This is a genomic window from Brevibacillus sp. HB1.2 (assembly GCF_013332495.1).
GTDB lineage: Bacteria > Bacillota > Bacilli > Brevibacillales > Brevibacillaceae > Brevibacillus > Brevibacillus porteri.
Genome location: NZ_JABMIU010000003.1, coordinates 639910 through 665773, shown reverse-complemented (window position 1 = coordinate 665773; position 25864 = coordinate 639910). Strand labels below are relative to the sequence as shown.

The window sequence follows — 25864 nt, the reverse complement described above, 5'->3', positions numbered from 1 at the left end:
TTTTGGAATAAAAAAAGATCGGAAGCATCCCTCGCTCCCGACCTTTCTTTCACTTACGGACTAGCAGCATACCCTTCCGCAGCCATTCTACCTCTTCAGCTAACACAAGCTTCGGATTCTGACCAAACCATTCGATAGAACCAAAATAATCGGTATCTGCAATCTTCTCTAAAATAGGTCCATAATCTACAGCACCCTCACCGAGTGGTACCATTCCCTCACGATCCCCGTTAGGGGCATATACATTATGCGGAGCGAATACCGACAGATGATTCGATGAAGAGATATTTTTCAAATGATAATGAGCCACCCACGGCTTCAATTGGTTGTATGCGTCGATTGGATCAGCACCTGATTCCCAGACATGAAGAAAATCAAGATTAACTTTTAGTGCAGGATGATTGACTTCCTGCAACAGAGCAAGTGTCGAACTCATAGAATCCGTGAGCGTATTCGGATGTGTTTCGACCAAGAGCTGAATTCCGTGCTCCTGACACATCTGACATAAGATGTACAAATGATGTACATAACGCGCCCGCTCTTCTGGCCCAACTTCCTTACTCGCCTTCTGTCCAGCGAACGTCCTAATTTGCTTTACATTTAGCCATTTCGCGCATGAAATGAGTCTTTTTGCTTTTTCCAGTGTACGATGAAATCCAGATGAGGTCGTAATATCCAGATAATCGCTAAGCATAGAGATACACATGCCTTGATCCCTGAGTATTCCTAGCTGTTCCTCCATCTCTATTCGATCATGATCGTACAGATCTTGAGCGTGAATTCCCCACAACTCTATTCCCTCAAAATGATGACGATGAGCAAACCGAACAATTTCCGCAAACGAAATCAACTGGTGGCGAAAAGTGATTGTGCACAATGAGAGTTTCATTTGACCATTACCTCCACCCTTTTTCGTCTACAGTGACGAGACTTTTATCCATTTGGGTCCACAGAACAAACTGACGTTCCAACTCTTTTTTCACTTCAAGTTCAATCAGATCAATCTCTTCTAACGCCTCGATAATCGGAGGTAACAACGCCATATTCTTGGTCATCGCCATTTTGACAGACAAGTACTGCGCTGTCGTAAACCCTTGGTAGATGTCCTCCACTTTATAGGCAATGCGCAAAAACTCATCACGATGGTATTGCAGGTAATCTTGCAGATATAGAAATGCATACTCATAGCTGTATTTACGGATCGCAATCACTTTAACCTGAGTCACTGCTGGGAGTAACATGTCCAAGTTGTATCCATTGCGCCCTTCTGCCATGTCCGTAATCAATTGCTTCAATTCAACCGTAAACGGATTATGATCACGTTTGAGTGCTGCGTAGAAGTAGTCGTGGATCATTTCATAGGTTGGTTCCTTAATTTCACTCGCATCCACCATAAAGCCGCCACCAAACGGATTTTCTAAGAAGGCTTTGATCACCGTCTCCTTCTTCACATTGCCTTCCCAACGAAAATCCGGGTCAAACATAAACCACTCATCTTCATTCTCCGTTTTTGAAATCATCAAAAAATGCGGGAATGGCTTCAACGCAAATTTATTATCTCGCTCTGGAACCAGCGACATGTCTATCTGAACAAGGACAAACTGATCCTCGGTACGCTTATCAATTAGCTCTAAGAACATGTCCAGATTGGAGGCTTTATCTTTGGAATGATCATACCATTCCGTTACGTTCGCTCGAAAAAGTCGTTCATATCCCTTGATAATCTCCTCATGGTTATCAATGTAGTACGTAACCAAACCTTGATCCGTTATGGAGTACTCGGCATCCCATATGCCAAAGTAATAGGGACGATAATCAATTTTTGTGCGACGCTTAATCACTTCGCATAGGCATGAAATAATGCAATGAACCTTAACCATTCTGTATCCCCCACTCGATGTTTGTATAATCGCTAATTCGATACATGCTGCGGTTCCAGCTGTTCAACAAAAGTAAGGAGTGATCCAACCGTTTGGAAGATTCGTGGATCTAACTCATGAGCAGGTACTACCAATTTCAAATCTTCCTCGATATAAACAATCAGTTGTAACAGCATAATTGAATCAATATGTAGATCCTCATTCAATCGCATGGACTCCTCCAGCGTGAGGATATGCGATAATTTTAATTTTTCGGTCATGATCGTATGGATTTGCTTCATTCTTTCTGTTCGAATCATTTGCTGATCGTCTCCATTTCTAATAATCGACGGCTGATTTTTCCTGTGGCTGTCTTAGGAATGCTCGTCACACATTGGATTTCGAATGGGACTTTATAGCCTGGCAAACGATCTTGGCACCATTCCCTGATTTGTTCAGGAGTAGTTCCTCCCTCTGTAATAACCTGCGCCTTCACAATCTCTCCCATGACCGGATGACGTCCGCGATACACAACCACTTCTTTTGTCCCATTCATTTTCAAGATGACGTCCTCAACCTCTAAAGGAAATACCTTTAAGCCAGAGACGTTAATCACATCATCCATCCTCGACACAAATTGAATATGGCCTTCTCCCGTCCAGAAACCTAAATCCTGCGTCGCTATTTCGTTCTGTCCAATTCGAATGACTATTTCCGCAGGTTGTTCTTCCTTTTCACCTGCTGTCATTTTCACATGGGAAAGGGGGACACCCAGATCTGTATGCGTCCGCATCTGTTTACTCATACTGACGCATCCCGCCTCGGAGCATCCATATTGTTGCATCAAGATGTCGCTCATGCCTTGCAGCTTTTGAAACAAGCCTTCTGGCATTGGAGCGCCAGATGTCATTAACCGGTGAAAGCGTACCTGCTCTCGCGTAAAGCTTGATAAGATGTGATAAAAGACTGGCAGACCATAAACAATATGCTGGGGAGTATCTTGAATCACTTGCAGAGCAAACTTCGGATTTTTGTGCGTCACAATCGAAGGCTTACTTCCCCGTTCCAGTGCTGCCAAAACGCCACATATCAATCCATACGAATGTGTCACCGATGCCAGCACGATCGGGGTTAACGCTTCCTCTCCCTGAAACAATTGGTTGTAGGCATGAATTTCGGTTTGGATATCATCCCAGCTTCTCCCGATTAGCTTCGCGTCCCCCGTAGTACCTGAGCTATATTGGTAGAGCGATGGTTTCTCGCTCTTTTGTTTTTCCGTGATGGATAAGAAGTGCTTCGTCTCCTGAAAAACAAGCCCATAACATCTTGCCTTCACTGCCATTTGATAGGCGGTTTCCATTGGGGTTTCCCCATGAATTAATAGCACCGAAGCGTTATGCTCACGTAAATATTGAACAAGACTAATCACGTCAAGTGGGTCAGCTATGCAGACTGCGTACCTCTTTCCTTCCGGCTGTCGAAAATGATCCATACTTTCGAACCCTTGCTTATGTCTCTCCATTTCATGCACAGAAATCTCATTTTGATTCACAATGATCATGCTAGTAACCTCCAGCCATGGAATGAAGCTTTTTCCTTGCCTCGAACAAAGGATTGGGAACTTCATGTAAATGATAGTTCTCGTTTGTTGTATATAGCTTTTTCTTGGTCAATTTCTCTACCTGCACGCTTGGAACAAACAGATCAAATCGCTTAAATCGCTCCGCCAATTCCGGGAATCGTTGTTCGTGACCCTCCAATACCTTTACGGCCATCTCCCAGAATTGCTCTTCGGCATATCCGTAATGCTCCTCTAACACCCGTGCGAGTTGCCCCAGATTGATTAGAAATAAAGTCTCTAACGTCAAATCTCTGACTGTTGATGTTTCATTCATGTGGAACATTACATCATCTGGCTTCGTTGCGTAATATTCATGCACGTCCGCGAAGTTCGGGCATTTGTCTGGCTCACTCAAGAACGGTTGGCAAAAAATCAAATCTTCATGAAAATCCTTTAATGCCACCCGAGTAGGGACACCATCCCGATGCACCAAGACCATATTCTGCCCGTGGGATTCCATCGCAATCCCGTGTTTCACCAATATATGAACGACCGGCACTACACTGTTTTCCAATAATCGCGCAAGCCAATTCTCAAGCCCTTGCTCACGAATCCAACGATCAATGAATGGCACCCCATCCACCTCTACTGCCGCTAATGCGTTATAAGGTACCGCATCTTCTCCCGCTTCGAGATGAGGGATGAGACTTTCTCTCCACATGCACCCAATTACTCCGAATGTAACCATTTCCACCAGATCAGAAGCAGGTGGAGGATCGTATGCCACTGCCGCAAACTCTTGGAGCATGATCACCTTTTGTACGTCTCGTAAATACGAATCTGCGTCCGTAATCTCCTTGAGCCACCTCGAAACAATGGGGGCACTTGCCAGTGAATGGGGAGTGAGGTGACGTGGCGCTGATGTATTCACCACGTTGATCGAGAGTTTCAGATACGGTTTATGCGGATTACTTTTGTTAGCAAAGGTTCGGATGGATTGTTGTGGACGATGACCATCAGCCCCTACTCCTAACACAATGATCTCTTTGCGATGGATATCGTCCAGGAATCCTGGCACAACATGATTACGCCACTGCCAAGGATGGACAGGCACGAAGGCATACTGCTCAGGATCGCATCCATGATTGACGATGATTTGCTGAAAGATTTCTTTTTGTTCCCGTCCTATTTCCTCCAAAAGAAGGTCATCGAAATTTTTCCCTTGATCAATGGACACTTGAGAATATTGTTTTTTTATCGCTAACCAAAGAAAACGAACTTCCTGCTTAAATTCAGGACCATAAGCAAAATGATCTATGTAGGTAAATCCAACACGTGATTTATAGCTAGGGTGGTAAGGGTGACCGTCCATCAGATCACCTTCGAGCTCATCGTACGATTTGCCCTGCATCCGAATATCATTTTGTACCCGATAGTATTGGGACAATGTATCCTTTAACAACGTTTGTTCCAAATCATTGGCAAATAGCTTCAGTCTTTGTTCATCTACCGTATTCATTCGGAAGACTTCCACTAAAAAACGCGTGAGGGATATCGCTTCAAATTCTTGCTGGGCAACTCCGCTTTGATCGTAAACAACACGAGTAACAGGGTCGTTTCCTAAGCGAACAAGCCCAAAACTAGCACTCCTCCGCCCTCGGCAACGATAGCGAACAGGCAGGTCACCCTCATCAAGTCCATGTAGGGTGTAAATCGTCTCGTCACCTTCTTGCAGGGACTCAGGAATCACAATTCCCTCATATAACAAAGACTCTATGCATTGTCGAAACACCCTTCTTCTCACCTGCACGTACTGTGTCGAGTGAAGTGCCTCTTCAATCGAGAAATCCTGTAAAGTTAACTCCATACCTTATCCTCCAAATCTCTTCAAGCTAGACGCTAGTAAGCTATCCAAAAGCATGCAGCCCTGCCTTTTCGGTCTGCTTTACTTTTGCTAAAGGATTATCTATGTAAACAAAAACAGATGATCGCTCTTCCGGTTGGGTTAATTCATCCAGATCATAGAAGCGCGTGAGCAGATTCGCCTTACACGGAAGCTGTTCACGAGTAAGTAGATTCTCCAGAAACTTCGACGCCTCTCGATTCATAGGTAAAAATTCCGTCAAAACCTCATGCATCTCTGCCAATAAGATTTTTTCATCAATTAATCCTTCCGTTCCAAATCCATTGATGAGTCCAAACATATGGTTAAAAACCATGTAATAGGTGATTCGCTCGTCTACAAGATGATCTTTGTAGATGTTTTTACTCGCCTTGCCAATCCCAGGCAATTCTGTCTCTAATACGTCTTGCATCGATTCTGAGAAATAGTAGCCTTGATTATCACGATAAAAGAACTGAGCGGGGTATCCGTCTTTCAGCGTGACAACACTATTCTGTTGATGGGCTTCCAAGCCGATTCCGTATTTTAGATAGAGCCATACCATTGGCTTCAAAGAAATATCTACATAGCGCTTAAACCATTCCAAACTAACTACTTCCAGTGCCTTCCCTTCTTTTTGTGCCAGATGGTGAATGAGCGTTGCCAACCTACTCTTGTACCCAGGAAGTGGATCTTGTACGAGTGCAGCGATTTGGGTGACCTGACGAGCATGACTCCCCATAAAGGGATTATCACGCAGGATTACTTCAAATCCCGTTTCTTCCGCCTGATCCAACGTGATCGTAATGTAAGCCGGATCAGAGATAAAACCAAAGCCTGGATACTTGCGACTTACCTCACCAATCCCTGTTTCAAAAAGTTGCTTCGCCTCTAAACCAATCTCCATTTCACTTAACTTATTGATCCGTAAAGAATTCGTAACTTTGATTGGGACAGACAGCTTGAGCATGTATTTCTTTTCAGGATGATAAACCGTTCTGAGAGAAGATGTTGCCATATACTCTTCACCTGCTGGCCCTATGTAAAGAAGTAATCCTTTCTCGATCAAGGATTGAACGGCTACCTGTTCAAGCAACCATTCTGCTTGAAGCGGATGTATCGGGACGATTGAAAATGATGGATCGACATCAGATATCGAAGGAAACTCACCCTTCAGTAATTGCGTAGCGGACTCTGTTAGCCCAGATTTTTCGTGAACAATCGAAGGATGGGCAGCAAACAAGTGGAGTTGAAACCTCCCGCAACACTCCGGGGCATACAACGCTTGCTTGGCCTCTGGAATTCCTTGCTGACTCTTCGGTGTCGGATGGAACAAGTGACCGAACAAAAGCGCCTGCTCTGCTTCGATGAAGCTTTGTTCCATTCCGTATAAAATCTCACCATTACTTTGGCGAGTCCGAACAAATTTCTCAATGCTTTGGCAGCTTTGAATCATGCGCAAGACTAATTCATCTGGAACGGCATTTTCCCCATGCTGAAGCGTTAGTTCTTTAATCAAAAGAACCGCTAATGTCAAATAGTCCGCCTGAACGAAACGCGTACAGTCACCACTTCGGTAGCAAGCTGGATAATGAAACAAATGCCTGCCAGTCACCGAATGATATTTGACACCGACATAGAGGGAAATCCCCTGATGCGGGAGTTCGCAATGAAGGTACTTACCTGTTGTACTCGGCTGTATGATTTTCGTTAGCTGCTTCGTAATCTCGTCTTTCCGATCGATCCACTCGCCCCTACCTGTTTCTCGGAGATAACAATTGAGAAAGCTCTGCATCGTTGCATGCTCTGCGATATGCTTGACTACGAACATGTTACCTCTCCTCTTGCTTGATCCAATTTTTTATCCAAGCATTGTGACTTACATAACTGGTAAAACGTCCCATAAATAATGTAAACGATTATCATTCTCATTTCAAGCAGTAATATTCATCTTGTACAGTTAAGAGAGATGAGCTGACAGAAATTAGTTCCTCCCTCCTACATAAAAAGAAAAAAGATGCCCATTTATCAGCATCTTTTTTCTCATGGTTCGTCCATCTGTTCTGCATAGACAAAGACTATCTCCCGGCGTGCTTACAAGCTAACGTTTTTCATAAAATTCATACGTTTCCCAGTTAATCTTGCCCGGACCAAAATCGTAAATATGAGTGGAAGCAAGATCAGCAAAATAAAATGATTTTCCATCACCTGCCCACCCAATCAGTTGATAATTGTCCTTATCCTGCATGTAGGTGTTCAACAGCCCGGGATTTACATGACTGCCGAAAGGATTTCCGTATTTGTTCGGTTCATTGAAGACGAACATCAACATGTAATTATCCTGGGAACTGGACCAGCTCAAAAGTTGTTCAGCAGCAAACTGATGGCCAATTGGCGACCATAGGATTCTTCGCAGGGCTGCTGTGTACTCCTCTACGACCTTTAAAAAGTTCTTTTTCCCCGTTTTTAAATCCAGCACATATTCTTCTTGTTCTGTTTTGATATACTGATACTTCATATCGCTGGAGTAAGAGGGAAGAGCGGTCGTTTTGTGATCCGTTTTCATCCCTGTGGACATGTCTAATTCTTTGGAAGCTTCTTTCGTTAAGTAAAACAGCTTTTTGGAATTTGGCATCCAATAATACTTCTCTTCTAGTTCAGCTTTGTCTTGTCTCCACTCATATTGATCATGCTTTTTGATTTGAAGCGTTGGCAGATGTTGAATGTAGAGATGAGCACTTCCTTTTGAATCAGCAGCTTTTTCATCTTTGCGGGTAAAAGCCAAGTACTGTTCATCCGGTGAAATCGCAAAATCGAGCACTGGATACTGGACAATGCCCGGAACGAGCACGGTCTTTTTACCGTCTGTCGTTGTCAGCCTGACGATTCCGTCATTTTCACGGATGTACAGTACGTCCTGCTTGTTTGACCACTTGGCAATCCCCGACAATTGCATCAGCTTTTTCGTCTGAATGTCGTACAGGAAAGGGATTGTCGGATCTTCCTTACCATACCCGATTCGTTCTCCGTACACAAATCTCCCTGAGGGTGAAATGCTTGCGCGATGAATCAAGGGCATGTTGGTTTGGATTTTTTTCGTCTTTCCATCCGGGGTCGCATGATAAATCGTCACCATGTCAGGTTTTCGCGGGTCCTGTGATGTAGGAATGGCTGCACCCGTCTGTCCAGGAAAAAAGGAACTTAGCAGTGTAGCTAGCAAACATGAGAGCAAGAACTGTTTTTTCATTAAGGTCCTCCTAATCTGTTATCAATACTCAGACGTGCCCCATTACCATTTGGTTACCAAATTTTATACAAAAAGAAAAAAGATGCCGATTCATCAGCATCTTTTTTCTCATGATTAGTCCAACTCTTCCGCATCTACGACATTGCGACCTTTATCCGCATGTCGCTCGATACCGAGTTGCACCAGACGATCGATCAGCTCGCTGTAGCTCACACCCGCAGCTTGGAAAAGCATAGGATACATACTAAACGGCGTAAAGCCTGGCATCGTATTCACTTCGTTGATATAGAGCTTGTCGTTTTTCTCATCCCAGAAAAAGTCTATGCGGGAAAGGCCAGAGCCATCAAGTGCTTGGAAGGCCTGCTTGGCTATATCCGCGATTTGTTCGGATACATGCTCGGGAACGATCGCAGGAATGGAGAGCTCTGTTCCCGCCCCTTTGTACTTGGCTTCGTAATCGTAAAATTCTTTAGCAGCAATGACTTCCCCAACGACAGATGTCATCAGCTCTTCATTCCCCAAAACGCCAATCTCCAACTCACGTACGTGAACGAACTCTTCCACAATCAATCTGCGGTCAAATTTGGCAGCTACCTCTAATGCGTGCTTGAGCTCTTCACGATTTTTCGCTTTGCTAATCCCTACACTGGAACCCATATTCGCTGGTTTGACGAAACATGGATAGCCAAGTTCACTCTCGATCCGATCCATGACATCGTCCTGGCCTTTTTCCCATTGCGAGCGCAGAAAGCCTACATATTTCACTTGCGGGAGTCCAGCCTGTGCAAAGACAGTCTTCATCATCCATTTATCCATTCCGATAGCGGAAGCCATTACTCCGGTTCCCACGTACGGGATATTCGCCAATTCCAACAATCCCTGGATCGTCCCATCCTCGCCAAATGGTCCGTGAACCACAGGGAAAATAACATCCAATTGCTCATTCATAGCAAACAGCGGCCCTGGCTGGCTTGCGACCGCCAGCTCTTTCCCTGTCTCTGTTGCCTCAGTAATGGCTGGCGTTTTTGCCGATAAGCGCAACGCTTCGATCGTCTCCGGCAGTTGACCAGCCAGTGTTTCTCCAGTCACCCAAGAGCCATCCAATTGAACGTACACAGGGGTTACCTCATATTTATTTGCATCCACAGCCTGCATAATGGACATGGCCGTACGCAATGAAACTTCATGCTCTGAGGATTTTCCTCCATAAATAATGCCCAGTCGAATCTTTTGATTTCCCATCTGTGTCATGCTCCTTTCCCCTCCGTACGGAACCGGAGAGTCTACCCAGTTTCTACTCTCTCCTATGCTATGCAAAAGCCCAACATCTGCTCTATTTTACCGGGCCGAGCCCGCCATTTAGCATACACAAACCAAACGCCAAAAACAAGAGGAGCAAGTATCACCTGCTCACGTTTTTTCTCATACATATAAATAAAATTCCTGTCATGGAGCTATTTTTCTGGAGGGATTTCCATGAGAGATTACTTGTTGTACTGCACATATTGCTCTTCTTACACATTATTGCACAGCTATGATAAGGAAAGCGGGTCTTTCTTGGGGGAATACTCCCTGCTGCATAACAACTACACCCGAGACGCAATCGTCTTGAACAAATTTCTCCTCGCCCATCTCGGTCACACCATCCGTACCATTCCCTCTAAGACGGATGACTACCGCCATATCATCTGCAATGCCTCCCATTTTTTGGAGAATGATATCGACAAGTACGTGGAGGAAAGTCAGCAACGGGCTAAGTTTAAGGAGCGTGATCGGAAAAGCGAACGGGAAATTGGTCAGGTACAGCTGTATTTGGTCGAGCATCTCTTGAACCACGAGCTTCAGAACTTAAGCCAGGCCCGCGCTTCTACCCCCGCCGAAGGACAAGTCTTTTTAGGCAAGGAGCTCGGGTTCAAGCAGGCTCTCGATCTCGTCAGGCGTGTAAAAAATGACAAGCAATTGTCATGAGCACTTATTTCTTTATTCGAAATGATTCACATTCTTTTGCAACTCTTTCCGCTCATCGCGCGTATAAAAAGAGAGACGATGATACAAGCGGGGGGAAAGAACATGTTTGAATACAAATTCGTCCGAGTTGAGCTGTCCTCTTTTCGACGCCAACCAAAAGAAGATTATCAGACCGTCGTCCACGAGCATGCCAAGGAAGGCTGGCGTTTGGTGCAAATCTTTGCTCCAAGCATCGGGGGCGACGGTATGGCCAAATACTTCGAATTGATTTTTGAAAAACCAAAGTCTTAAATCAGAATGAAGCCGAATAGAAAAACAGCGCCGTAGCGGACGCTGTTTTTCTTTTTCTCTATCGACGATCTCTTACTTCAAAGATGGCAAATTTCAAGTAATGAGCCTCATCAGCCCCACTAATTTGCGGATGATCCTTGCCCGCGCCTCGCCATTCAATCAGGCGCAATATCTTTTTCGCATCGACCGCTGCCTCTTGAATCGTTTGCAGGAACAGCTCAGGAGACATATGGTACGAGCAAGACGCGGTAACGAGAAATCCGCCTGGACGAACGAGCTTCATCCCGTTTAAGTTAATGTCTTTGTAACCGCGGCAAGCGCCTTTCACTGCTCCACGCGATTTTGCGAATGCTGGTGGATCAAGAATGACCACATCCCAGTTCTTACCTGCCTCTACATTTTCACGCAAGTAATCAAACGCATTAGCCACAACAAAATCTACGCGATGCAAGAAGCCATTGAGTGTAATGTTTCGCTTCGCTGTTTCGATGGCGTGATCGGAAATATCGAGGGCTGTCACCTTTTTCGCACCGTGCTTGCAAGCATTCAGGGTGAAGGAACCAGTGTGTGTAAAGCATTCTAATACCTCAGCGCCATCCCAAAACGGATTTTTGACCACTTTACCTCGCTTGTCTACAGGCACCTGCTTTGTCTCGCCGTCTACTTCCATGCTCGTCAGAGTAATGCCGTGCTTTTCGCCCCAGCCTTTCATCAAAGGCGCGATAGAAGCACGATTTTCCCTCTGATCATAGAAGAAGCCGGTCTTTTGCCCCTCTACGATATCCACATAGTATTTCAATCCGTTTTCTTCGATCAATACCTCACGCGGGCACTCTCCATACAGGACTTCTTTGCCCTGTGACAGTCCTTCCAGTTCACGGACATGTACATCATTGCGCAAATAAATACCGGTCGGTGCAAATACCTCTATGAGTGCATCCCGAATCCAATCGATGCGCTTCTCCATCCCCAATGAGAGGACTTGGACAACCAATGTGTCTTCGTAGCGGTCGACGATGAGTCCTGGCAAAAAGTCAGCTTCCCCGTAAATGACGCGGCAAGCCCGCGGATTGTCCACAAATCTCGTCCGGAATTCTGCCGCCTGCTTGATTTTGCGCAAGAAAAAGTCATAGTCGATCTCTTCCTTTTGGTCATAACTCAGAATGCGCACGATCATTTGGGAAGCTGGGTTGATGTAGCCCTTTGCCAAAAAATACCCTTTGTGATTGGTGACCTCGACGATTTCACCTGGTTCTACATCCCCTTGAATTTCTAATACCTCCGATTGAAAAACCCACGGATGTCCTACTTCTAGCCGCTTTTTCCGATGTTGATTTAATAGCACACGTGCCATGCAGCTATTCCTCCTCTTGTCATGCTTGCCCTTGTACAGGCATAGCGTTATAGTAACTTTCTAAAAATGGACAGGGAGGAACGTATCTTGTGATAGTCTCCATCCTCGCCCCTTTTACCTTTGGGCTCACTTTTTTTCTTTTCGGTATGTACGCCATGCGCTCCGGCTTTCAAAACCTCGCCGGCAAAAAAATGGAAGAATGGATGGGGCGCTTTACACGTACCCCGCTCCATAGCTTCTGGATTGGTCTCTTCGCTACTTTTGTCTTGCAAAGCTCCAGTGCGGTAACCGTCCTGACAATTGGGCTGACGAACGCAGGCATCATCCAGTTCACACAAACCGTCGGCATCATTTTGGGAACCAATCTGGGCACGACAGTGACAACGGAGCTGGTTGCGCTCAAGCTCGAGTCCTTTGCCATTCCCATGCTTCTCATCGGAGTCGCTCTGTGGCTGATGCCGCGCCGAAACATTCGTTGCATTGGTCTCGTCGTCGCCGGCTTCGGACTGATCTTCCTCGGAATCGATACATTGAAAGTCATGGCGAAGCCTTTGGAGCAGTCTGAGACGTTTCGTTCCCTTTTTCTGGAGAGCAGTCATTCCATCTGGATCGGTTTGATCACCGGGATCATTTTCACCGCTCTCATTCATAGCGGTTCCGCTACGACCGTGATCACGATGGGCCTGCTCAGTCATCAAATTCTTTCGATGGAAACGGCACTCGCCATCGTATTGGGCGCGAACGTCGGAACTTGCTTTACCGCTGTCATCGCTGCCATTGGCACGAATACGGCATCCAAACAGGTCGCATGGTGCCATACGCTCTTCAACGTCGCAGGCGCGATTGTTTTTTTACCGTTTCTTTCCCAGCTTGCCCTCGTCAGTGCATTTTTAACGGATAGTCCTTCTATGCAGATCGCCCATTCACAGACGATCTTCAATCTCGTCTGCTCGTTGGTCGCGCTGCCATTCGTGCCGCAGATAGCCCGGTTTATTCAATGGCTGATCCCTGATAGGCGTCGTCCTGCTGACCTCACCTTCAGAAAGAAAATGGTATCAAGTAGATGGAAGTAATGACGCCTGCCACGATCATTGCGACACTGGACGCTGCCGTTTGAACGGGAGAAACGCGGTTCAAGCTAGCCGTACCAATGGCGTGTGCACTCGTACCAATGGCGATACCGATTGCCCAATCATCGGTGATTTTTCCCCATTTGAGAACAGGACGGGCAATCATTACACCGACCATCCCTGTCAGCGCGGTAAAAAAGGCTGCAAGCGCAGGTTCCCCACCTATGGAACGACTCAGCTCCAACGCAATCGGGGTTGTCACGGATTTGCTCAGCATGCTTTTGTATACGAGCTCATCTGATCCCAGACACCAATGAACCGCGATAACGACGATGATTGCAACTGCACAGCCTGCACAGACACCAAGTAATACACCACGCCAAATATGAGCAAACTCCTTGATCTGTTTAGCCAGCGGAATAGCGAGTGCAACTGTTGCAGGGCCTAGCCAAAAGGAAATCCACTGGCCTCCAGCTGCAAACGCCTCCCAATCGCCGCTGAACGCCCACCACATGGTCCAGACCAAGATCACAGCCACCAGGAGAGGCTGCAATCGTTGGAATCGGGCGTTGATCATTGTTGCACCTTTGTACCCTGCTATCGATACCAAAATGGCGAAAAATTGACTAAGCATCCAGAGTCCTCCTCTCTTGCTGCGAGGACGATTCTGATTTTTGTTTATGATGCTTCAAATACCATTGCACGACCACACCCGTCACAAGCATGACTAACAATGGACCGAGTACCATCGATAGTATAATTGGCAATGGATTTTGCGTGAATACGTTTAAATAGGAAGCAACTCCGACGATGATCGGTACGAAAAAGAGCAACATGTGTCGGATTAGAAAAGTACCCGCTTGTTCCACCCAATCCATTCGTATCCATCCCATACAAAGTCCCAGAGTTAACAGCAGCATTCCCACCAAGTTACCGGGCAGGGGAATATGCAGCCATTTGCTCGCAGCTACGCCTACTCCATAAAAAGCCAACAGGATGACGATTCCTTTAACAAATTTCATTTTGCTAATCTCCTCCCCGCTCCCTATCCTCTCTCTATAGGAACATCAGCATGCAGGACGGAAAAAGCCCGGCCTTTCCTCGGCCAGGCTTTTCTTTCGTATTAGTATCCGCTGCCTGTTGTTTTTGCTCCAGTTACAATGGAAACACCGGAGCTTGTACCGACACGACTCGCGCCTGCTTCGATCATCGCAACCGCTGCTTCGCCGTCACGAACGCCACCAGACGCTTTTACACCTACATTTGGTCCTACGGTTTTACGCATCAGGGCGATATCTTCAACCGTTGCTCCACCTGTTGAAAATCCTGTGGAGGTTTTTACGTAATCAGCACCAGCCTCTACGGAGAGCTTGCACGCAACTACTTTTTCTTCTTCGGTCAAGAGGCAAGTCTCCAGAATCACTTTCAAGAGAATATCGCCAGCAGCTTGCTTCACAGCAACGATGTCTTTTTTGACAGTTTCCAGGTCGCCGGATTTCAGGGCACCTACGTTCAGTACCATATCTACCTCAGTCGCTCCGTTTGCAATCGCATCGCGGGTTTCGGCTGCTTTGGACTCGATCGTGCTCGCTCCCAGAGGGAATCCGATAACCGTGCACACTTTTACATCAGAACCTGCCAGGAGTTCAGCAGAGCGTTTCACCCAGTAAGGGTTTACGCATACAGACATGAAATCGTGCTCTCTTGCTTCTTGGCACAGCTTGTCAATCATCTCTTGTGTAGCATCAGGCTTCAATAGCGTGTGGTCGATATATTTGTTCATGTTCATAGAACTACACCTCTATCCCTAATTGTTCGAATGCAAGGCGAAAAATGCTGTCATTGTTTCGGTATCCTCGTTGCAGTTGCAAATCCCAAGCTTCCTTAGCTGAATGCCAATGAACATCATTGATTTCTTCTAGCTGTACGGTGATTTCTGTGTTGTAAGCTTCTACTAAATAATAATGGACTTCTTTGTCGATGGATTCGCCCGTCACCGGATGCGTATATACGTAGGTGATCATGTCGAGCTTGGACCCCAATCGTCCTGCTACGCCTGTTTCTTCCAAAACTTCGCGCAGAGCCGTTTCTTCGATGGTCTCGCCCATCTCCTGCTTCCCTTTTGCGAGTGTTACTTTGCCATAGCGGTCTTCAATCAATAGGAGCATGTACTCTGTGTCTTGCTTCTGGTATACAACGCCTCCTGCCGATATCTCCCTCATATAGCTCGCTCCTTCAGGTAAGGCAGCGCCTCTGTTTCCACTACGCGGACAAAAGTCCCTTTGCAGTATTCCGAGCCTGGTTCATCCAGTCTGACCTTGCAAATCTTGCCGATCATGCTCTCATCGCCAGGGAAGACGACGTTCAGGTAGTTGTCCGAATAGCCCATCAGAAGACCACTATCAGGTGCTTCTTTAAATGGACGCTCCGGAATGACTTCCAGTACATCCCCTACAAATTTCTTGGAGTATGCCAAGGTCAATTCCTGATTGAGCTCCAGAAGCTTCGCTACACGCTCGTTCTTTTCCTCTTCAGGAATTTGATCCGTCATACGCGCTGCTGGTGTACCTGTACGCATGGAGTACGGGAATACGTGCATCTCGGCAAAACCGATTTTCTTCATAAACTCGTATCCGTTCCAGAATTGCTCTTCGGACTCACCCGGGAAGCCTACGATGACGTCTGTTGTAATCGCTGCTCCTGGCAATGCTTCGCGTACTTTGACCATTCTTTCGTAAAACTCAGCCGTCGTATACTTGCGGCGCATGCGTTTCAACACTTCGTCATCGCCCGCTTGCAGCGGTACATGCAGATGGCGCACGACACGATCGGAGTTGTTGATGACCTCGATCACTTCATCGGTGATTTGGCTCGCCTCGATCGAACTGATACGGATGCGCTTGAGGCCTTCTACTTGATGAAGGTCAAGCAACAGCTTGGCCAAATTGTAGTCTTCCAAATCCTCGCCGTATCCACCCGTATGAATCCCAGTCAAAACGATTTCCAGATAGCCCGCTTCCACCAGCTTTTGGGCCTGTTCGACGACGCTTTCCGGTTTGCGGGAACGCATCAGACCGCGCGCCCAAGGAATAATACAAAACGTACAAAAGTTGTTGCAGCCCTCTTGAATCTTGAGGGAAGCACGTGTGCGATCCGTAAAGTTAGGAACATCTAGCTCTTCGAATTCGCGTGCTTTCATGATGTTGCCAACTGCATTGATCGGCTGACGCTCTGTACGAATTTGATCCACGTACTCGATCAGCTTCTCGCGCCCTTGTGTACCTACTACGATATCAACACCGGGAATTTGCGCAATCTCACTTGGAGAGGTTTGCGCATAGCAGCCAGTTACGGCTACGATCGCCTCAGGATTACGACGAATCGCACGACGAATCACTTGGCGACTCTTCTTATCTCCCGTGTTCGTCACGGTACAAGTATTAATGACGTAAACATCTGCATCATCTTGTTCAAAGTCGACTCTCTCGTAGCCATCTGCCTTGAACAATTGCCAGATGGCCTCTGTTTCATAGCTGTTTACTTTGCAGCCCAATGTATGAAAAGCAACGGTAGACATTGCCATTCCTCCTTTTCCGTGAAAAACGTCTCGACGTTTTTCATAAAAGTGGATGTGACCGCTTGCGGTCAACCAAACGGTCATAACCGTTTGATTCCTGCTCATCCTTTGCGAAGTGATGAAGCCTTTCGTTCAAACTGATAGGAAGCGCAGGCCAAAACGTACTGGCTTGCCGTTTCCGTGCGCAAAATGCGCGGGCCGAGGGAAACCGTCAGGAACCCTTTGCTCTCTGCTTGGGCCACTTCCTCAGGGGAGAAGCCTCCCTCCGGTCCAACGAGGACGAGAAGTGAATCACCCGCAGTCATCTCTTCTAGCACTTGATGAATCGTCGTACTGCCTTCTTTTTCATAGGCAATGGCGCAATGCGTATACGACTGGCCAGCTTGAAGTATCTCACGAAATGAAACAGGAGATAAAAGCTCTGGCAAAACAGTACGATGAGACTGTTCAGCAGCCTCTTTGACAATCTTGCGCCAACGCTCCAGTTTTTTTGCTTCTTTTTTGGCATCCAGCTTTACGATGGTTCGCTCAGAAGAAAACGGGAAAAAAGAGTACGCCCCAAGTTCCGTCCCCTTTTGCAAAATCCACTCCAGCTTCTCGCCTTTTGGAAGCCCCTGACCAATTGTGATCCGGATCGGCAGTTCTCGTTCTTCTTGAAGCATTTCCATTACTTCTGCCCGCACTTCCTTGGCAGAAAGGTAGACAAGCTTGGCCCGTGCAGACCTGCCCGCTCCATCAGAAACGATGATTTCTTCGCCTTCCCGAGCACGCATTACATTTACGATATGGTGTACATCGTCTCCGACAATCGTTAGCTCATTCTCACTAAAGGAATGTGGCTCGACAAAATATCGTTGCATCTCGCCAACCCCACTATTCTATCGTTTTTTTGCTACAATTGCTACCCAGTCATCGATGAAAATGGTTTCCACGACCTCAAGACCTGAAGTCGCCAACGCCGCTTTTACATCCGCTTCACGTGCAGCAATAATACCTGAAGAGATAAAGGTGCCACCTGGCTTCAACACGCGGAATACATCATCGGTGAAACGCACGATGACTTCTGCCAAAATGTTAGCCACGACCACTTCCACCTGCTCCTCGATGCCGTCGAGCAAGTTGTTTTGTCTCACGTTGATATGCTCATGCACACCATTCAGTTCGGTATTGGCCTGTGCAGAGCGTACGGCTACTTCATCCAAGTCCATTGCCAGCACATCTTTTGCTCCGAGCTTGATAGCAGCAATACTCAAAATAGCTGTGCCTGTCCCAACATCATACACCTGATCGCCTTTTGCCATATACTTCTCAAGTGCACGCAGACAAAGAATGGTCGTCGGATGTGTACCTGTTCCAAATGCCATGCCTGGGTCCATCTCGATAATAATCTCATCGGAATTCTTCGGTTCGTACTCTTCCCATACTGGCTTGATGGTCATGCGATCAGACACATGAACCGGTTTGTAATATTTTTTCCAGGCGTGGGCCCATTCATCTTCGTGGACATCGTTTACAGCAATCGATGCCTTGCCGATATCCAGACCGTACTCGATCAACTGCGCCAATTGCTCTTTCAGCTCTTCTACTACATCAAGCAGCTCGCTGCTGTCAACCGGCAGGTATGCTTTAACGAATACGCCCTCGGCTGGAAAATCATCAGGAGAAAGCTGGTAGATTTCGCCAAAGGGGGTATCCCACTCACGATAAAGCACCTCCGGGTCTTCAATTACGACACCATTGGCACCCAATTCATACAAGAGGCTCGACACCGCCTCCGTAGCCTCCGCTGTAGTATGGATACTGATTTCTGACCATTTCACGAATCTACCACTCCCCACATAAGCTCCCAATCGGGCTTTTCATTTAATCGACTTCGCTACATGAAACTTTAGGCAGAAAGCGGACAAAACCGCGACGGATTACTCGCCGCGGAATGCCCGTTTCATTTTTTCGAAAAAGCTTTCGTCTTCTCCCCCATGCTGCCCTGGCTTTTCTCCAGACAGTTCGGCGAGCTCACGCAACAATTCCTTTTGTTTATCGCTTAGCTTGGTCGGTGTAATGACGCGCACTTTCACATGCTGATCACCACGGCCGTTTCCACGCAAATGCGGAACACCTTTACCACGCAAGCGGAAGAATGTTTCTGTTTGGGTACCCGCCGGGATCTTCAACTTCACGCGACCATCGACAGTCGGCACTTCGATCTCATCTCCAAGTGCTGCCTGTGCGTAAGTAAGCGGAACCTCACAGTAAATATCATTTCCTTCACGCTCAAAAAACTCATGACTCTTCACACGCAATACGACGTACAAATCTCCAGGAGGTCCACCGTTTGCGCCCGGTTCTCCCTCGCCTGTTACGCGCAATTGTGCTCCATCGTCCACACCTGCTGGGATGTTGAGATGAATTTTGCGGCGTACCTTGACACGTCCATTGCCACGGCAAGTTGAACATTTTTCTTTGACGACTTTCCCTTTGCCTTCGCAAGTCGAGCAAACACGGCGATTGACGATTCGGCCGAATGGCGTGTTCGCCACCACTTCTTGTTGTCCAGTTCCGCTACAAGTCTTACATGTATCTACACCGGAACCAGGCTTCGCGCCAGAACCAAGGCATGTATCGCATTCTGCTTCTTTTGGAATTTCCACGTCGGTTTCTTTTCCAAAAATCGCGTCGATAAAGTCAATGCTGAGGCCAAATTGCAGATCAGATCCTTTGCGTGGTGCATTTGGATTCGAACGTCTGCCGCCACCACCGAAGAACATATCAAAAATATCTCCGAAGCCGCCCATGCCTGATCCATCAAAACCTCCGCCACCGAAGCCCTGATTCGGGTCTTGGTGACCAAAACGGTCATACTGCGCACGCTTTTGTGGCTCGGACAGGATGTCGTACGCATCCTTTACTTCTTTGAACTTTTCTTCCGCGTCAGCCTCTTTATTTACATCCGGATGGTACTGGCGAGCCAGCTTGCGATACGCTTTTTTAATTTCATCAGCGTCCGCGTCCTTGGCAACGCCCAGAACCTCGTATAAATCACGTTTCATCTCCTACATCACTCCCATGACAGTCAACTGTTATCATAGCATGTGACAGACTTGAAAAAAAGTCAAAGTCAGCATTCCGTGACTTTGACTTTCATGGGTCACATCGTGGGAAGTGAGGGAAGAAATCTCTCCCCTCACAGTTCCAGCGTGTTACTTTTTATCGTCTACCACTTCGTAGTCAGCATCAACAACATTGTCTTTCTTCGGCTCTTGACCTTCAGCGCCGCCTTGTGCTGCTTGCGCTTGAGCAGCCTGCTCGTAGAGCTTCACAGAAATTTGTTGGATGATCTCGGACAGTTCATCTTTCGCTGTCTTGATCTCTTCGATGTTGCCGCCTTCCAGAGCAGCTTTCACTTTATCTTTTGCAGCGTTAGCGCGGTCGATTTCAGCCTGATCGATCTTGCCTTCTACTTCTTTCAGTGTTTTCTCAGTCGTGAATACAAGCTGATCAGCTTCGTTGCGAACTTCCACTTGCTCTTTGCGTTGTTTGTCCGCTTCTGCATTCAACTCGGCATCTTTTACCATGCGATCGATATCATCGTCGGACAGGCCGGAGTTGGAAGTAATCGTGATACGTTGCTCTTTTCCTGTACCCAGGTCTTTTGCACGCACATTTACGATACCGTTCGCGTCAATATCGAAGGAAACTTCGATTTGCGGGATGCCGCGTGGCGCTGGCGGGATATCAGACAGGTTGAAGCGACCGAGAGATTTATTGTCGTTCGCCATTTGACGCTCCCCTTGGAGAACGTGGATTTCTACAGATGTTTGGTTGTCAGCAGCTGTAGAGAACACTTGGGATTTGCTTGTTGGGATCGTCGTGTTACGATCGATCAACTTGGTGAATACGCCACCCAATGTTTCGATACCGAGGGACAGTGGAGTTACGTCGAGAAGAACGACGTCTTTCACGTCACCAGTCAGTACGCCCGCTTGAACAGCCGCTCCCAGTGCTACTACTTCGTCTGGGTTTACACCTTTATGTGGTTCTTTTCCTGTAAATTTCTTGATTGCTTCTTGTACCGCTGGGATACGAGTAGAACCACCAACCAGGATAACGCGATCCAGTTCGCTTGGAGTCAGTCCAGCATCTTTTAGCGCTTGACGAGTTGGGCCCATCGTACGCTCTACCAAATCAGCGGAGATCTCTTCGAATTTTGCGCGAGTCAGGTTCATCTCCAAGTGTTTTGGACCTGTTGCATCTGCTGTAATGAACGGCAGAGAAATAGTCGTAGTCAGAACACCGGACAGGTCTTTCTTCGCTTTTTCAGCAGCGTCTTTCAAACGTTGTTGTGCCATACGATCCTTGGACAAGTCGATGCCATGTTCTTTTTTGAATTCGCTCACCAGGTAGTTCATCACTACATCGTCGAAGTCATCTCCACCCAGCTTGTTATCACCGGAGGTCGCTTTTACTTCGAAGAAGCCGTCGGACAATTCGAGAATGGATACGTCAAAGGTACCGCCACCCAAGTCGAATACGAGAACGGTTTGATCTTCTGTTTTCTCCATACCGTATGCAAGTGCAGCTGCGGTTGGTTCGTTCACGATACGCAGTACTTCCAAGCCAGCAATTTTACCAGCATCTTTTGTTGCTTGGCGTTGGCTGTCATTGAAGTATGCAGGAACCGTAATCACTGCCTGCGTCACAGGTTGACCAAGGTAGCTTTCCGCGTCTGCTTTCAGCTTTTGCAGAATCATAGCAGAAATCTGCTCAGGGGAGTATGCATTACCTTCAAGCGTTTCTTTATGAGCAGTACCCATGTGGCGCTTGATGGAGATTACGGTATTGTCTGGATTCGTGATAGCTTGGCGTTTTGCCGCTTCCCCAACGATGCGCTCGCCGTTTTTGAATGCTACTACGGATGGTGTAGTGCGGTTACCTTCCGCATTGGCAATAACAACAGGCTCTCCGCCTTCCATTACTGCTACACAAGAGTTGGTTGTTCCCAAGTCAATTCCGATTACGCGACTCATACAAAATGTCCTCCTAACACTATGCTTCTAGTGAATTTACGTTTTTTTGAGATTACTCGTTCACTTGAACCATCGCCGGACGAACGACGCGGTCTTTGAACATATATCCTTTTTGCAGCTCGGCTACCACAACACCTGATTCAAACTCAGGGTCTTGTGTTTGCATAACCGCCTGGTGGATGTGAGGGTCAAATGGTTTTCCTTGAGCCTCGATTGCGGCCAAGCCTTCTTTATCGAAAACTTGGACCATCTGACGATATACCATATTTACGCCCTCCAAGAGGGAGTCTACCGTCATGGAATCCTTGTCAGCGGCAAGTGCTCGCTCGAAGTTATCGAGAACTGGCAGAAGCTCTTCCACGATTTTAAGAGAAGCGTATTTAGCCAGATCTTCCTGCTCTTTGCGAACACGGCGGCGAAGGTTATCCATATCGGCCATGGCGCGCAGCATGCGGTTTTGGTGATCCTCAGCCTGAGCCTTCCAGTGAGCAGCCTCTTGCTCCAAGTTCATCTCTGTTACTTCCGCTTGGTCTACATCCTTTGCTACTTGTTCTTCTTCGAGAATCGGGTCTTGCGCTACTTTTTCCTCGCTCAACTTCACTACCTCCTGACGGCCTTTCCCAGTCAAAAGACTGCTTAGCCATTCACTCCATTTATTTCTCAAACTGCGAAGTCAGCATGCGCGATAGGCCTTCCGCTAAATGGTTGAGCACCGTAATGACCTTGCCGTATTCCATTCGCGTCGGACCAAGTATCCCCACCATTCCTACCGGCTTGCCTCCAAGCGAATAAGAAGTGGTAATAATACTGCATTGCTTAATCGCGTCTAGCTGGTTTTCCTGTCCGATGCGTACCGTTAAACCATCACCCTGCATGCCGATCACATTCAGCAATTGATCGTGCTGCTCCAATAGCTCCAGAATATCCTTGACTTTATCCACGTCTCGGAATTCCGGCTGGTTCAAGATCTTGGTCGCACCGCGTAAGTATACTCGTTCTTCTTCTTGTGTCAGCGAGTTGTTGAGGAGCTGAAGAATTTCTTCATACTGTTCCGTATGACGTTGCATTTCACCGGAAATCTCTTGATAAAGACGTTGCCGAAGCTGCCATAACGGCACGTCGGTCAGCTTTGCATTCAACAGATTGACGAGTCTCTCGATTTCCCCGGCACCAATGCCTTCTGGAAGATCGATCAGCTTGTTCTCCACTCTTCCGGTATGCGTCACCACAATCGCGACAGCCTGTGCAGCATTGAGAGGAACGATTTGAATATGTTTTAACCGATGCTCAAAAATCTCTGGACCCAAGACAATCGCCGTGTAGTTTGTCAGCTGAGAGAGAATTTGGGCAGTGTACTCTACCACTTGTTCTGAGTGGAGAATACGTTCGGCAAACAACTGTTTTAGTTTACCCAACTCAGTTTCCTCCAAAAGATGAGGCTGAATCAAGTTATCGACGTAGAAGCGGTATCCTTTTGTAGAAGGAACGCGTCCCGCCGATGTGTGGGGCTGTTCTAGGTATCCCAGCTCTTCCAAGTCAGACATCTCGTTGCGTATCGTTGCCGAAGAGAATCCGATGTCCTCCCGTTTGGAAATGGTTCGGGAGCCAACAGGTTCGGCAGAATGAATGTAATTATCGACAATCGCGTTTAAAATCATTTGTTGACGGTCTGATAACATGGATGTCGCTCGCCTCCTGTTGGATTGTTAGCACTCATGCTTATCGAGTGCTAAATCTATATACTAAGGTATCAATAGTAGAAGGATTTGTCAACGAACTTGAGCGAGTTCTCCAGACAAAAAATCTCATTTTTCGCGAGTTTTGCTTTATCCTTAACGGAGAAAGCGCGCAAATACCTCATTTCCGAGCGGAAGCCCCTGTTTCGTCAGCTTCAAAAACCCGTCCTGTTCTTCCAGCATTCCTTTGGCTACCTCCTCTTCTATTATTGTCCCAAAAACATCATGAACAGTTACACCAAAACGGGATGCAAACGCCGAAAGGTCAACTCCTTCTCTCAACCTCAGCCCCAAAATCATCTGTTCCTCCATGGCATCCTCGCGCGGCACCTCGAATTGTTCAACACGCGGCAGCCCTTCCTTGCACTTCTGCATGTAAATCGCAAGCGGGCCAGCATTCACGTGTCGATGGCCGCACACATAGCCGTGGGCACCTGCACCCACCCCATAATATTCACGATTGAGCCAATAGGTTTTATTATGTTTGCTCTCGAAGCCCGGTTTTGCAAAATTGCTGATTTCATACTGCGTGTACCCGTGACGCTCCATCTCTTCTATTAATACCATGTACATCTCAAGCTCTGTCTCTTCCGATGGCAACGGCAGCTGATCCTTCTGGTAGAGCGTGTGGAACAACGTGTTCTCCTCCACCTTGAGACTGTACGCGGAGAAATGGGTGGTACCTAGCCCAAACGCCTTGTCCAACGTCTGGCGGAAAATGTCTAGTGTCTGATCCGGCAATCCAAACATCAGGTCGATGCTAAAGTTGTCGAAGCCTACTTTTTTCGCATTATCGATACTGCGGTATACGGCTTCCTGGTCATGGATTCGTCCCAATCGTTTTAAGAGCGCGTCGTCAAAGGACTGCACACCAAAACTCAGACGATTGACACCCAGCTCTCGCATGATCCGCAGCTTTTCCATGTCTGTCGTTCCCGGATTCGCTTCCATCGAAAACTCGATATCATCCGCCCAGTACTTGCCCAATTGCTTTTGTACGATTTCCAAAAACGCGCGCATTTGGGCATGATCGAGAAACGTAGGCGTCCCTCCGCCGACAAAAATCGTTTTCACCTGCTCGATCGGTTGCTGGCTAAAGGTAAGCTCCATCTCGCTTTTCAATGCGTCTAAATAATCCCAAATGAGCTGCGGATTGTTCGTCACAAATGAGTTGAAGTCACAGTAGTAGCATTTATTTGTACAAAAGGGAATGTGAATGTAAACCGATTGTGGCATCATGTCCCTTTCCCTCCTTTTATAATTGAGTTGTTCAAAAGACAACTTTTTGACAACCTCTTTAATGGAAAAGACCTGACACAAGGTCAGGCCTACTTCTTATCATCCATGCGTAAAACAGCCATATACGCCTTTGATTGACCTCGTTATTTTATTGTAACACAGTAAATGAGAGAATCGACTGCAAACATTGATACAACAAGCATTTGTAACAGCTTGATTATCATAGTGTATTTTTCAATATCGAGTCAAACATGACTTTTATACTCCTAAAAGTAGTCGTTATTCAGTGGAGAGATTTACGTAAAAAGCCGGTTGTTCAAATTCGTGAATGAAACGTTTCATTTCGAATAGACATGTTAGAGTTGTTACTTGTTTTTGAGGAGGATTATGAAATGACTGATCTCTATTCCCGTATTTCTCAAAATGATGCTGCTGTTATTCTGATTGATCATCAAACCGGCCTTATTTCTGGACTTGTACGTGATTACGGGGTTGATGAATTCAAGAACAATGTCATGGCTCTAGCTAAGACCGCGAAATTTTTCAATTTGCCTGTCATTCTTACCACAAGCTTCGAGAGTGGTCCAAACGGTCCATTAATCAGGGAACTTGTCGAACTCTTTCCAGAAGCTCCCAAGATTGCTCGTCCAGGACAGATCAATGCGTGGGATAATGAGGATTTTGTAAAAGCAATCCAGGCAACCGGCAAGAAGCAACTTATCATTGCCGGTGTGGTTACCGATGTCTGCGTAAGTTTCCCTGCACTTTCCGCTCTTCATGCGGGGTATGAAGCATTCGTTGTCACCGACGCTTCTGGCACTTTCAGCAAACAGGTAGCGGAGGCCTCGTTAATGCGAATGGCACACGCTGGCGTGCAACTCATGAACTGGTTTAGTGTAGCGTGCGAGTTACAACGGGATTGGCGCAACGACGTCGAAGGTTTTGGTGCTTTACTAGCCGATAACCTTCCCGGCTATCAACATGTAATCGAAAGTTATCGAGCGCAGAACGAACTTGTCAAATAGAACCCACTTGGGGTACCTCCATATTGTTGGC

At 46.9% G+C, this 25864-nt stretch carries 25 protein-coding genes; 4 read left to right on the top strand and 21 right to left on the bottom strand.

All coding sequences use genetic code 11. The features are described 5' to 3' along the window. Window positions 1-49: 49 nt before the first annotated feature. The 8 genes from HPY28_RS11290 to HPY28_RS11255 all read right to left on the bottom strand — a co-directional run bounded on the left by HPY28_RS11290 (window position 50) and on the right by HPY28_RS11255 (window position 9791). Window positions 50-889, bottom strand: a complete 840-nt coding sequence (locus HPY28_RS11290) for a sugar phosphate isomerase/epimerase family protein (protein WP_017247735.1) — start codon at window positions 887-889, stop codon at window positions 50-52. Window positions 890-896: 7 nt separating this feature from the next. Then, window positions 897-1880 carry a DUF6005 family protein gene (locus tag HPY28_RS11285; RefSeq protein WP_017247734.1) on the bottom strand — a complete coding sequence of 328 codons (984 nt, stop codon included), beginning with the start codon at window positions 1878-1880 and terminating at the stop codon, window positions 897-899. Between the two features lie 32 nt (window positions 1881-1912). Further along, window positions 1913-2179, bottom strand: coding sequence for a petrobactin biosynthesis protein AsbD (gene asbD, locus HPY28_RS11280; protein ID WP_017247733.1), 267 nt, complete (start codon window positions 2177-2179; stop codon window positions 1913-1915). Further along, window positions 2176-3420, bottom strand: coding sequence for an AMP-binding protein (locus HPY28_RS11275; protein ID WP_017247732.1), 1245 nt, complete (start codon window positions 3418-3420; stop codon window positions 2176-2178). Before HPY28_RS11275 ends, asbD begins: the two co-directional genes overlap by 4 nt. 1 nt (window position 3421) lies before the next feature. Further along, a complete protein-coding gene (locus HPY28_RS11270; protein WP_174225786.1) occupies window positions 3422-5287 on the bottom strand; it encodes an IucA/IucC family protein in 1866 nt (621 codons plus the stop codon). 40 nt (window positions 5288-5327) lie between these two features. After that, window positions 5328-7133, bottom strand: coding sequence for an IucA/IucC family protein (locus HPY28_RS11265; protein WP_174230575.1), 1806 nt, complete (start codon window positions 7131-7133; stop codon window positions 5328-5330). A gap of 270 nt (window positions 7134-7403) precedes the next feature. Continuing rightward, on the bottom strand, window positions 7404-8549 hold the full coding sequence (locus HPY28_RS11260; protein ID WP_174230574.1) for a WD40 repeat domain-containing protein: 1146 nt from the start codon (window positions 8547-8549) through the stop codon (window positions 7404-7406). A gap of 114 nt (window positions 8550-8663) precedes the next feature. Further along, on the bottom strand, window positions 8664-9791 hold the full coding sequence (locus HPY28_RS11255; protein ID WP_174225875.1) for a D-alanine--D-alanine ligase: 1128 nt from the start codon (window positions 9789-9791) through the stop codon (window positions 8664-8666). Window positions 9792-10025: 234 nt separating this feature from the next. Here HPY28_RS11255 and HPY28_RS11250 point away from each other — a divergent pair, with 234 nt between their 5' ends. Both HPY28_RS11250 and HPY28_RS11245 read left to right on the top strand, forming a co-directional pair. Next, a complete protein-coding gene (locus HPY28_RS11250; RefSeq protein WP_017247727.1) occupies window positions 10026-10517 on the top strand; it encodes a hypothetical protein in 492 nt (163 codons plus the stop codon). Between the two features lie 102 nt (window positions 10518-10619). Then, a complete protein-coding gene (locus tag HPY28_RS11245; RefSeq protein WP_007727654.1) occupies window positions 10620-10808 on the top strand; it encodes a DUF4177 domain-containing protein in 189 nt (62 codons plus the stop codon). A 58-nt stretch (window positions 10809-10866) separates the two neighbouring features. Here the strand turns inward: HPY28_RS11245 and HPY28_RS11240 are convergent, their stop codons facing one another. Next, window positions 10867-12162: a class I SAM-dependent rRNA methyltransferase gene (locus HPY28_RS11240; RefSeq protein ID WP_174230573.1), complete on the bottom strand. Its 1296-nt coding sequence runs from the start codon at window positions 12160-12162 to the stop codon at window positions 10867-10869. Between the two features lie 89 nt (window positions 12163-12251). Here HPY28_RS11240 and HPY28_RS11235 point away from each other — a divergent pair, with 89 nt between their 5' ends. Further along, the gene (locus tag HPY28_RS11235; protein ID WP_173622521.1) at window positions 12252-13235 is read left to right on the top strand and encodes a Na/Pi cotransporter family protein; all 984 of its coding nucleotides are present in this window, start codon (window positions 12252-12254) and stop codon (window positions 13233-13235) included. Here the strand turns inward: HPY28_RS11235 and HPY28_RS11230 are convergent. From HPY28_RS11230 to hemW, 12 genes are all read right to left on the bottom strand, one after another. Continuing rightward, window positions 13201-13866 carry an LrgB family protein gene (locus tag HPY28_RS11230; RefSeq protein ID WP_173622520.1) on the bottom strand — a complete coding sequence of 222 codons (666 nt, stop codon included), beginning with the start codon at window positions 13864-13866 and terminating at the stop codon, window positions 13201-13203. The two genes, HPY28_RS11235 and HPY28_RS11230, sit on opposite strands and share 35 nt — an antisense overlap. Further along, window positions 13859-14254 (bottom strand): CidA/LrgA family protein, encoded by a 396-nt coding sequence (locus HPY28_RS11225; RefSeq protein WP_017247723.1) that lies wholly within the window; start codon window positions 14252-14254, stop codon window positions 13859-13861. Before HPY28_RS11225 ends, HPY28_RS11230 begins: the two co-directional genes overlap by 8 nt. A 101-nt stretch (window positions 14255-14355) precedes the next feature. Beyond that, the gene (gene deoC / locus HPY28_RS11220; protein WP_069850293.1) at window positions 14356-15021 is read right to left on the bottom strand and encodes a deoxyribose-phosphate aldolase; all 666 of its coding nucleotides are present in this window, start codon (window positions 15019-15021) and stop codon (window positions 14356-14358) included. 4 nt (window positions 15022-15025) lie between these two features. Then, window positions 15026-15454, bottom strand: a complete 429-nt coding sequence (locus tag HPY28_RS11215; protein WP_017247721.1) for an NUDIX hydrolase — start codon at window positions 15452-15454, stop codon at window positions 15026-15028. Next, window positions 15451-16809: a tRNA (N(6)-L-threonylcarbamoyladenosine(37)-C(2))-methylthiotransferase MtaB gene (mtaB, locus tag HPY28_RS11210; protein WP_017247720.1), complete on the bottom strand. Its 1359-nt coding sequence runs from the start codon at window positions 16807-16809 to the stop codon at window positions 15451-15453. Before mtaB ends, HPY28_RS11215 begins: the two co-directional genes overlap by 4 nt. 101 nt (window positions 16810-16910) lie before the next feature. Next, window positions 16911-17669 carry a 16S rRNA (uracil(1498)-N(3))-methyltransferase gene (locus HPY28_RS11205; protein ID WP_174230572.1) on the bottom strand — a complete coding sequence of 253 codons (759 nt, stop codon included), beginning with the start codon at window positions 17667-17669 and terminating at the stop codon, window positions 16911-16913. 18 nt (window positions 17670-17687) lie between these two features. Continuing rightward, window positions 17688-18629: a 50S ribosomal protein L11 methyltransferase gene (gene prmA, locus HPY28_RS11200; protein WP_017247718.1), complete on the bottom strand. Its 942-nt coding sequence runs from the start codon at window positions 18627-18629 to the stop codon at window positions 17688-17690. A gap of 99 nt (window positions 18630-18728) precedes the next feature. Continuing rightward, window positions 18729-19856, bottom strand: a complete 1128-nt coding sequence (gene dnaJ / locus HPY28_RS11195; protein ID WP_017247717.1) for a molecular chaperone DnaJ — start codon at window positions 19854-19856, stop codon at window positions 18729-18731. Between the two features lie 150 nt (window positions 19857-20006). Further along, the gene (dnaK, locus tag HPY28_RS11190; RefSeq protein WP_017247716.1) at window positions 20007-21833 is read right to left on the bottom strand and encodes a molecular chaperone DnaK; all 1827 of its coding nucleotides are present in this window, start codon (window positions 21831-21833) and stop codon (window positions 20007-20009) included. Window positions 21834-21885: 52 nt separating this feature from the next. Next, window positions 21886-22428, bottom strand: a complete 543-nt coding sequence (gene grpE / locus HPY28_RS11185) for a nucleotide exchange factor GrpE (RefSeq protein ID WP_173622517.1) — start codon at window positions 22426-22428, stop codon at window positions 21886-21888. Between the two features lie 58 nt (window positions 22429-22486). Next, window positions 22487-23512: a heat-inducible transcriptional repressor HrcA gene (hrcA, locus tag HPY28_RS11180; RefSeq protein ID WP_017247715.1), complete on the bottom strand. Its 1026-nt coding sequence runs from the start codon at window positions 23510-23512 to the stop codon at window positions 22487-22489. Between the two features lie 153 nt (window positions 23513-23665). Then, a complete protein-coding gene (hemW, locus tag HPY28_RS11175) occupies window positions 23666-24808 on the bottom strand; it encodes a radical SAM family heme chaperone HemW (RefSeq protein ID WP_174230571.1) in 1143 nt (380 codons plus the stop codon). 392 nt (window positions 24809-25200) lie between these two features. Here hemW and ycaC point away from each other — a divergent pair, with 392 nt between their 5' ends. Then, on the top strand, window positions 25201-25833 hold the full coding sequence (ycaC, locus tag HPY28_RS11170) for an isochorismate family cysteine hydrolase YcaC (protein ID WP_174230570.1): 633 nt from the start codon (window positions 25201-25203) through the stop codon (window positions 25831-25833). The last annotated feature ends 31 nt before the right edge of the window (window positions 25834-25864 follow it).

Excerpts from the sequence above, each read along its gene's own strand:
- HPY28_RS11290 (WP_017247735.1), bottom strand. The coding sequence starts at position 889 with ATGAAACTCTCATTGTGCACAATCACTTTTCGCCACCAGTTGATTTCG.
- HPY28_RS11285 (WP_017247734.1), bottom strand. The coding sequence starts at position 1,880 with ATGGTTAAGGTTCATTGCATTATTTCATGCCTATGCGAAGTGATTAAG.
- asbD (WP_017247733.1), bottom strand. The coding sequence starts at position 2,179 with ATGATTCGAACAGAAAGAATGAAGCAAATCCATACGATCATGACCGAA.
- HPY28_RS11275 (WP_017247732.1), bottom strand. The coding sequence starts at position 3,420 with ATGATCATTGTGAATCAAAATGAGATTTCTGTGCATGAAATGGAGAGA.
- HPY28_RS11270 (WP_174225786.1), bottom strand. The coding sequence starts at position 5,287 with ATGGAGTTAACTTTACAGGATTTCTCGATTGAAGAGGCACTTCACTCG.
- HPY28_RS11265 (WP_174230575.1), bottom strand. The coding sequence starts at position 7,133 with ATGTTCGTAGTCAAGCATATCGCAGAGCATGCAACGATGCAGAGCTTT.
- HPY28_RS11260 (WP_174230574.1), bottom strand. The coding sequence starts at position 8,549 with ATGAAAAAACAGTTCTTGCTCTCATGTTTGCTAGCTACACTGCTAAGT.
- HPY28_RS11255 (WP_174225875.1), bottom strand. The coding sequence starts at position 9,791 with ATGGGAAATCAAAAGATTCGACTGGGCATTATTTATGGAGGAAAATCC.
- HPY28_RS11250 (WP_017247727.1), top strand. The coding sequence starts at position 10,026 with ATGAGAGATTACTTGTTGTACTGCACATATTGCTCTTCTTACACATTA.
- HPY28_RS11245 (WP_007727654.1), top strand. The coding sequence starts at position 10,620 with ATGTTTGAATACAAATTCGTCCGAGTTGAGCTGTCCTCTTTTCGACGC.
- HPY28_RS11240 (WP_174230573.1), bottom strand. The coding sequence starts at position 12,162 with ATGGCACGTGTGCTATTAAATCAACATCGGAAAAAGCGGCTAGAAGTA.
- HPY28_RS11230 (WP_173622520.1), bottom strand. The coding sequence starts at position 13,866 with ATGCTTAGTCAATTTTTCGCCATTTTGGTATCGATAGCAGGGTACAAA.
- HPY28_RS11225 (WP_017247723.1), bottom strand. The coding sequence starts at position 14,254 with ATGAAATTTGTTAAAGGAATCGTCATCCTGTTGGCTTTTTATGGAGTA.
- deoC (WP_069850293.1), bottom strand. The coding sequence starts at position 15,021 with ATGAACATGAACAAATATATCGACCACACGCTATTGAAGCCTGATGCT.
- HPY28_RS11215 (WP_017247721.1), bottom strand. The coding sequence starts at position 15,454 with ATGAGGGAGATATCGGCAGGAGGCGTTGTATACCAGAAGCAAGACACA.
- mtaB (WP_017247720.1), bottom strand. The coding sequence starts at position 16,809 with ATGTCTACCGTTGCTTTTCATACATTGGGCTGCAAAGTAAACAGCTAT.
- HPY28_RS11205 (WP_174230572.1), bottom strand. The coding sequence starts at position 17,669 with ATGCAACGATATTTTGTCGAGCCACATTCCTTTAGTGAGAATGAGCTA.
- dnaJ (WP_017247717.1), bottom strand. The coding sequence starts at position 19,856 with ATGAAACGTGATTTATACGAGGTTCTGGGCGTTGCCAAGGACGCGGAC.
- dnaK (WP_017247716.1), bottom strand. The coding sequence starts at position 21,833 with ATGAGTCGCGTAATCGGAATTGACTTGGGAACAACCAACTCTTGTGTA.
- hrcA (WP_017247715.1), bottom strand. The coding sequence starts at position 23,512 with ATGTTATCAGACCGTCAACAAATGATTTTAAACGCGATTGTCGATAAT.
- hemW (WP_174230571.1), bottom strand. The coding sequence starts at position 24,808 with ATGATGCCACAATCGGTTTACATTCACATTCCCTTTTGTACAAATAAA.
- ycaC (WP_174230570.1), top strand. The coding sequence starts at position 25,201 with ATGACTGATCTCTATTCCCGTATTTCTCAAAATGATGCTGCTGTTATT.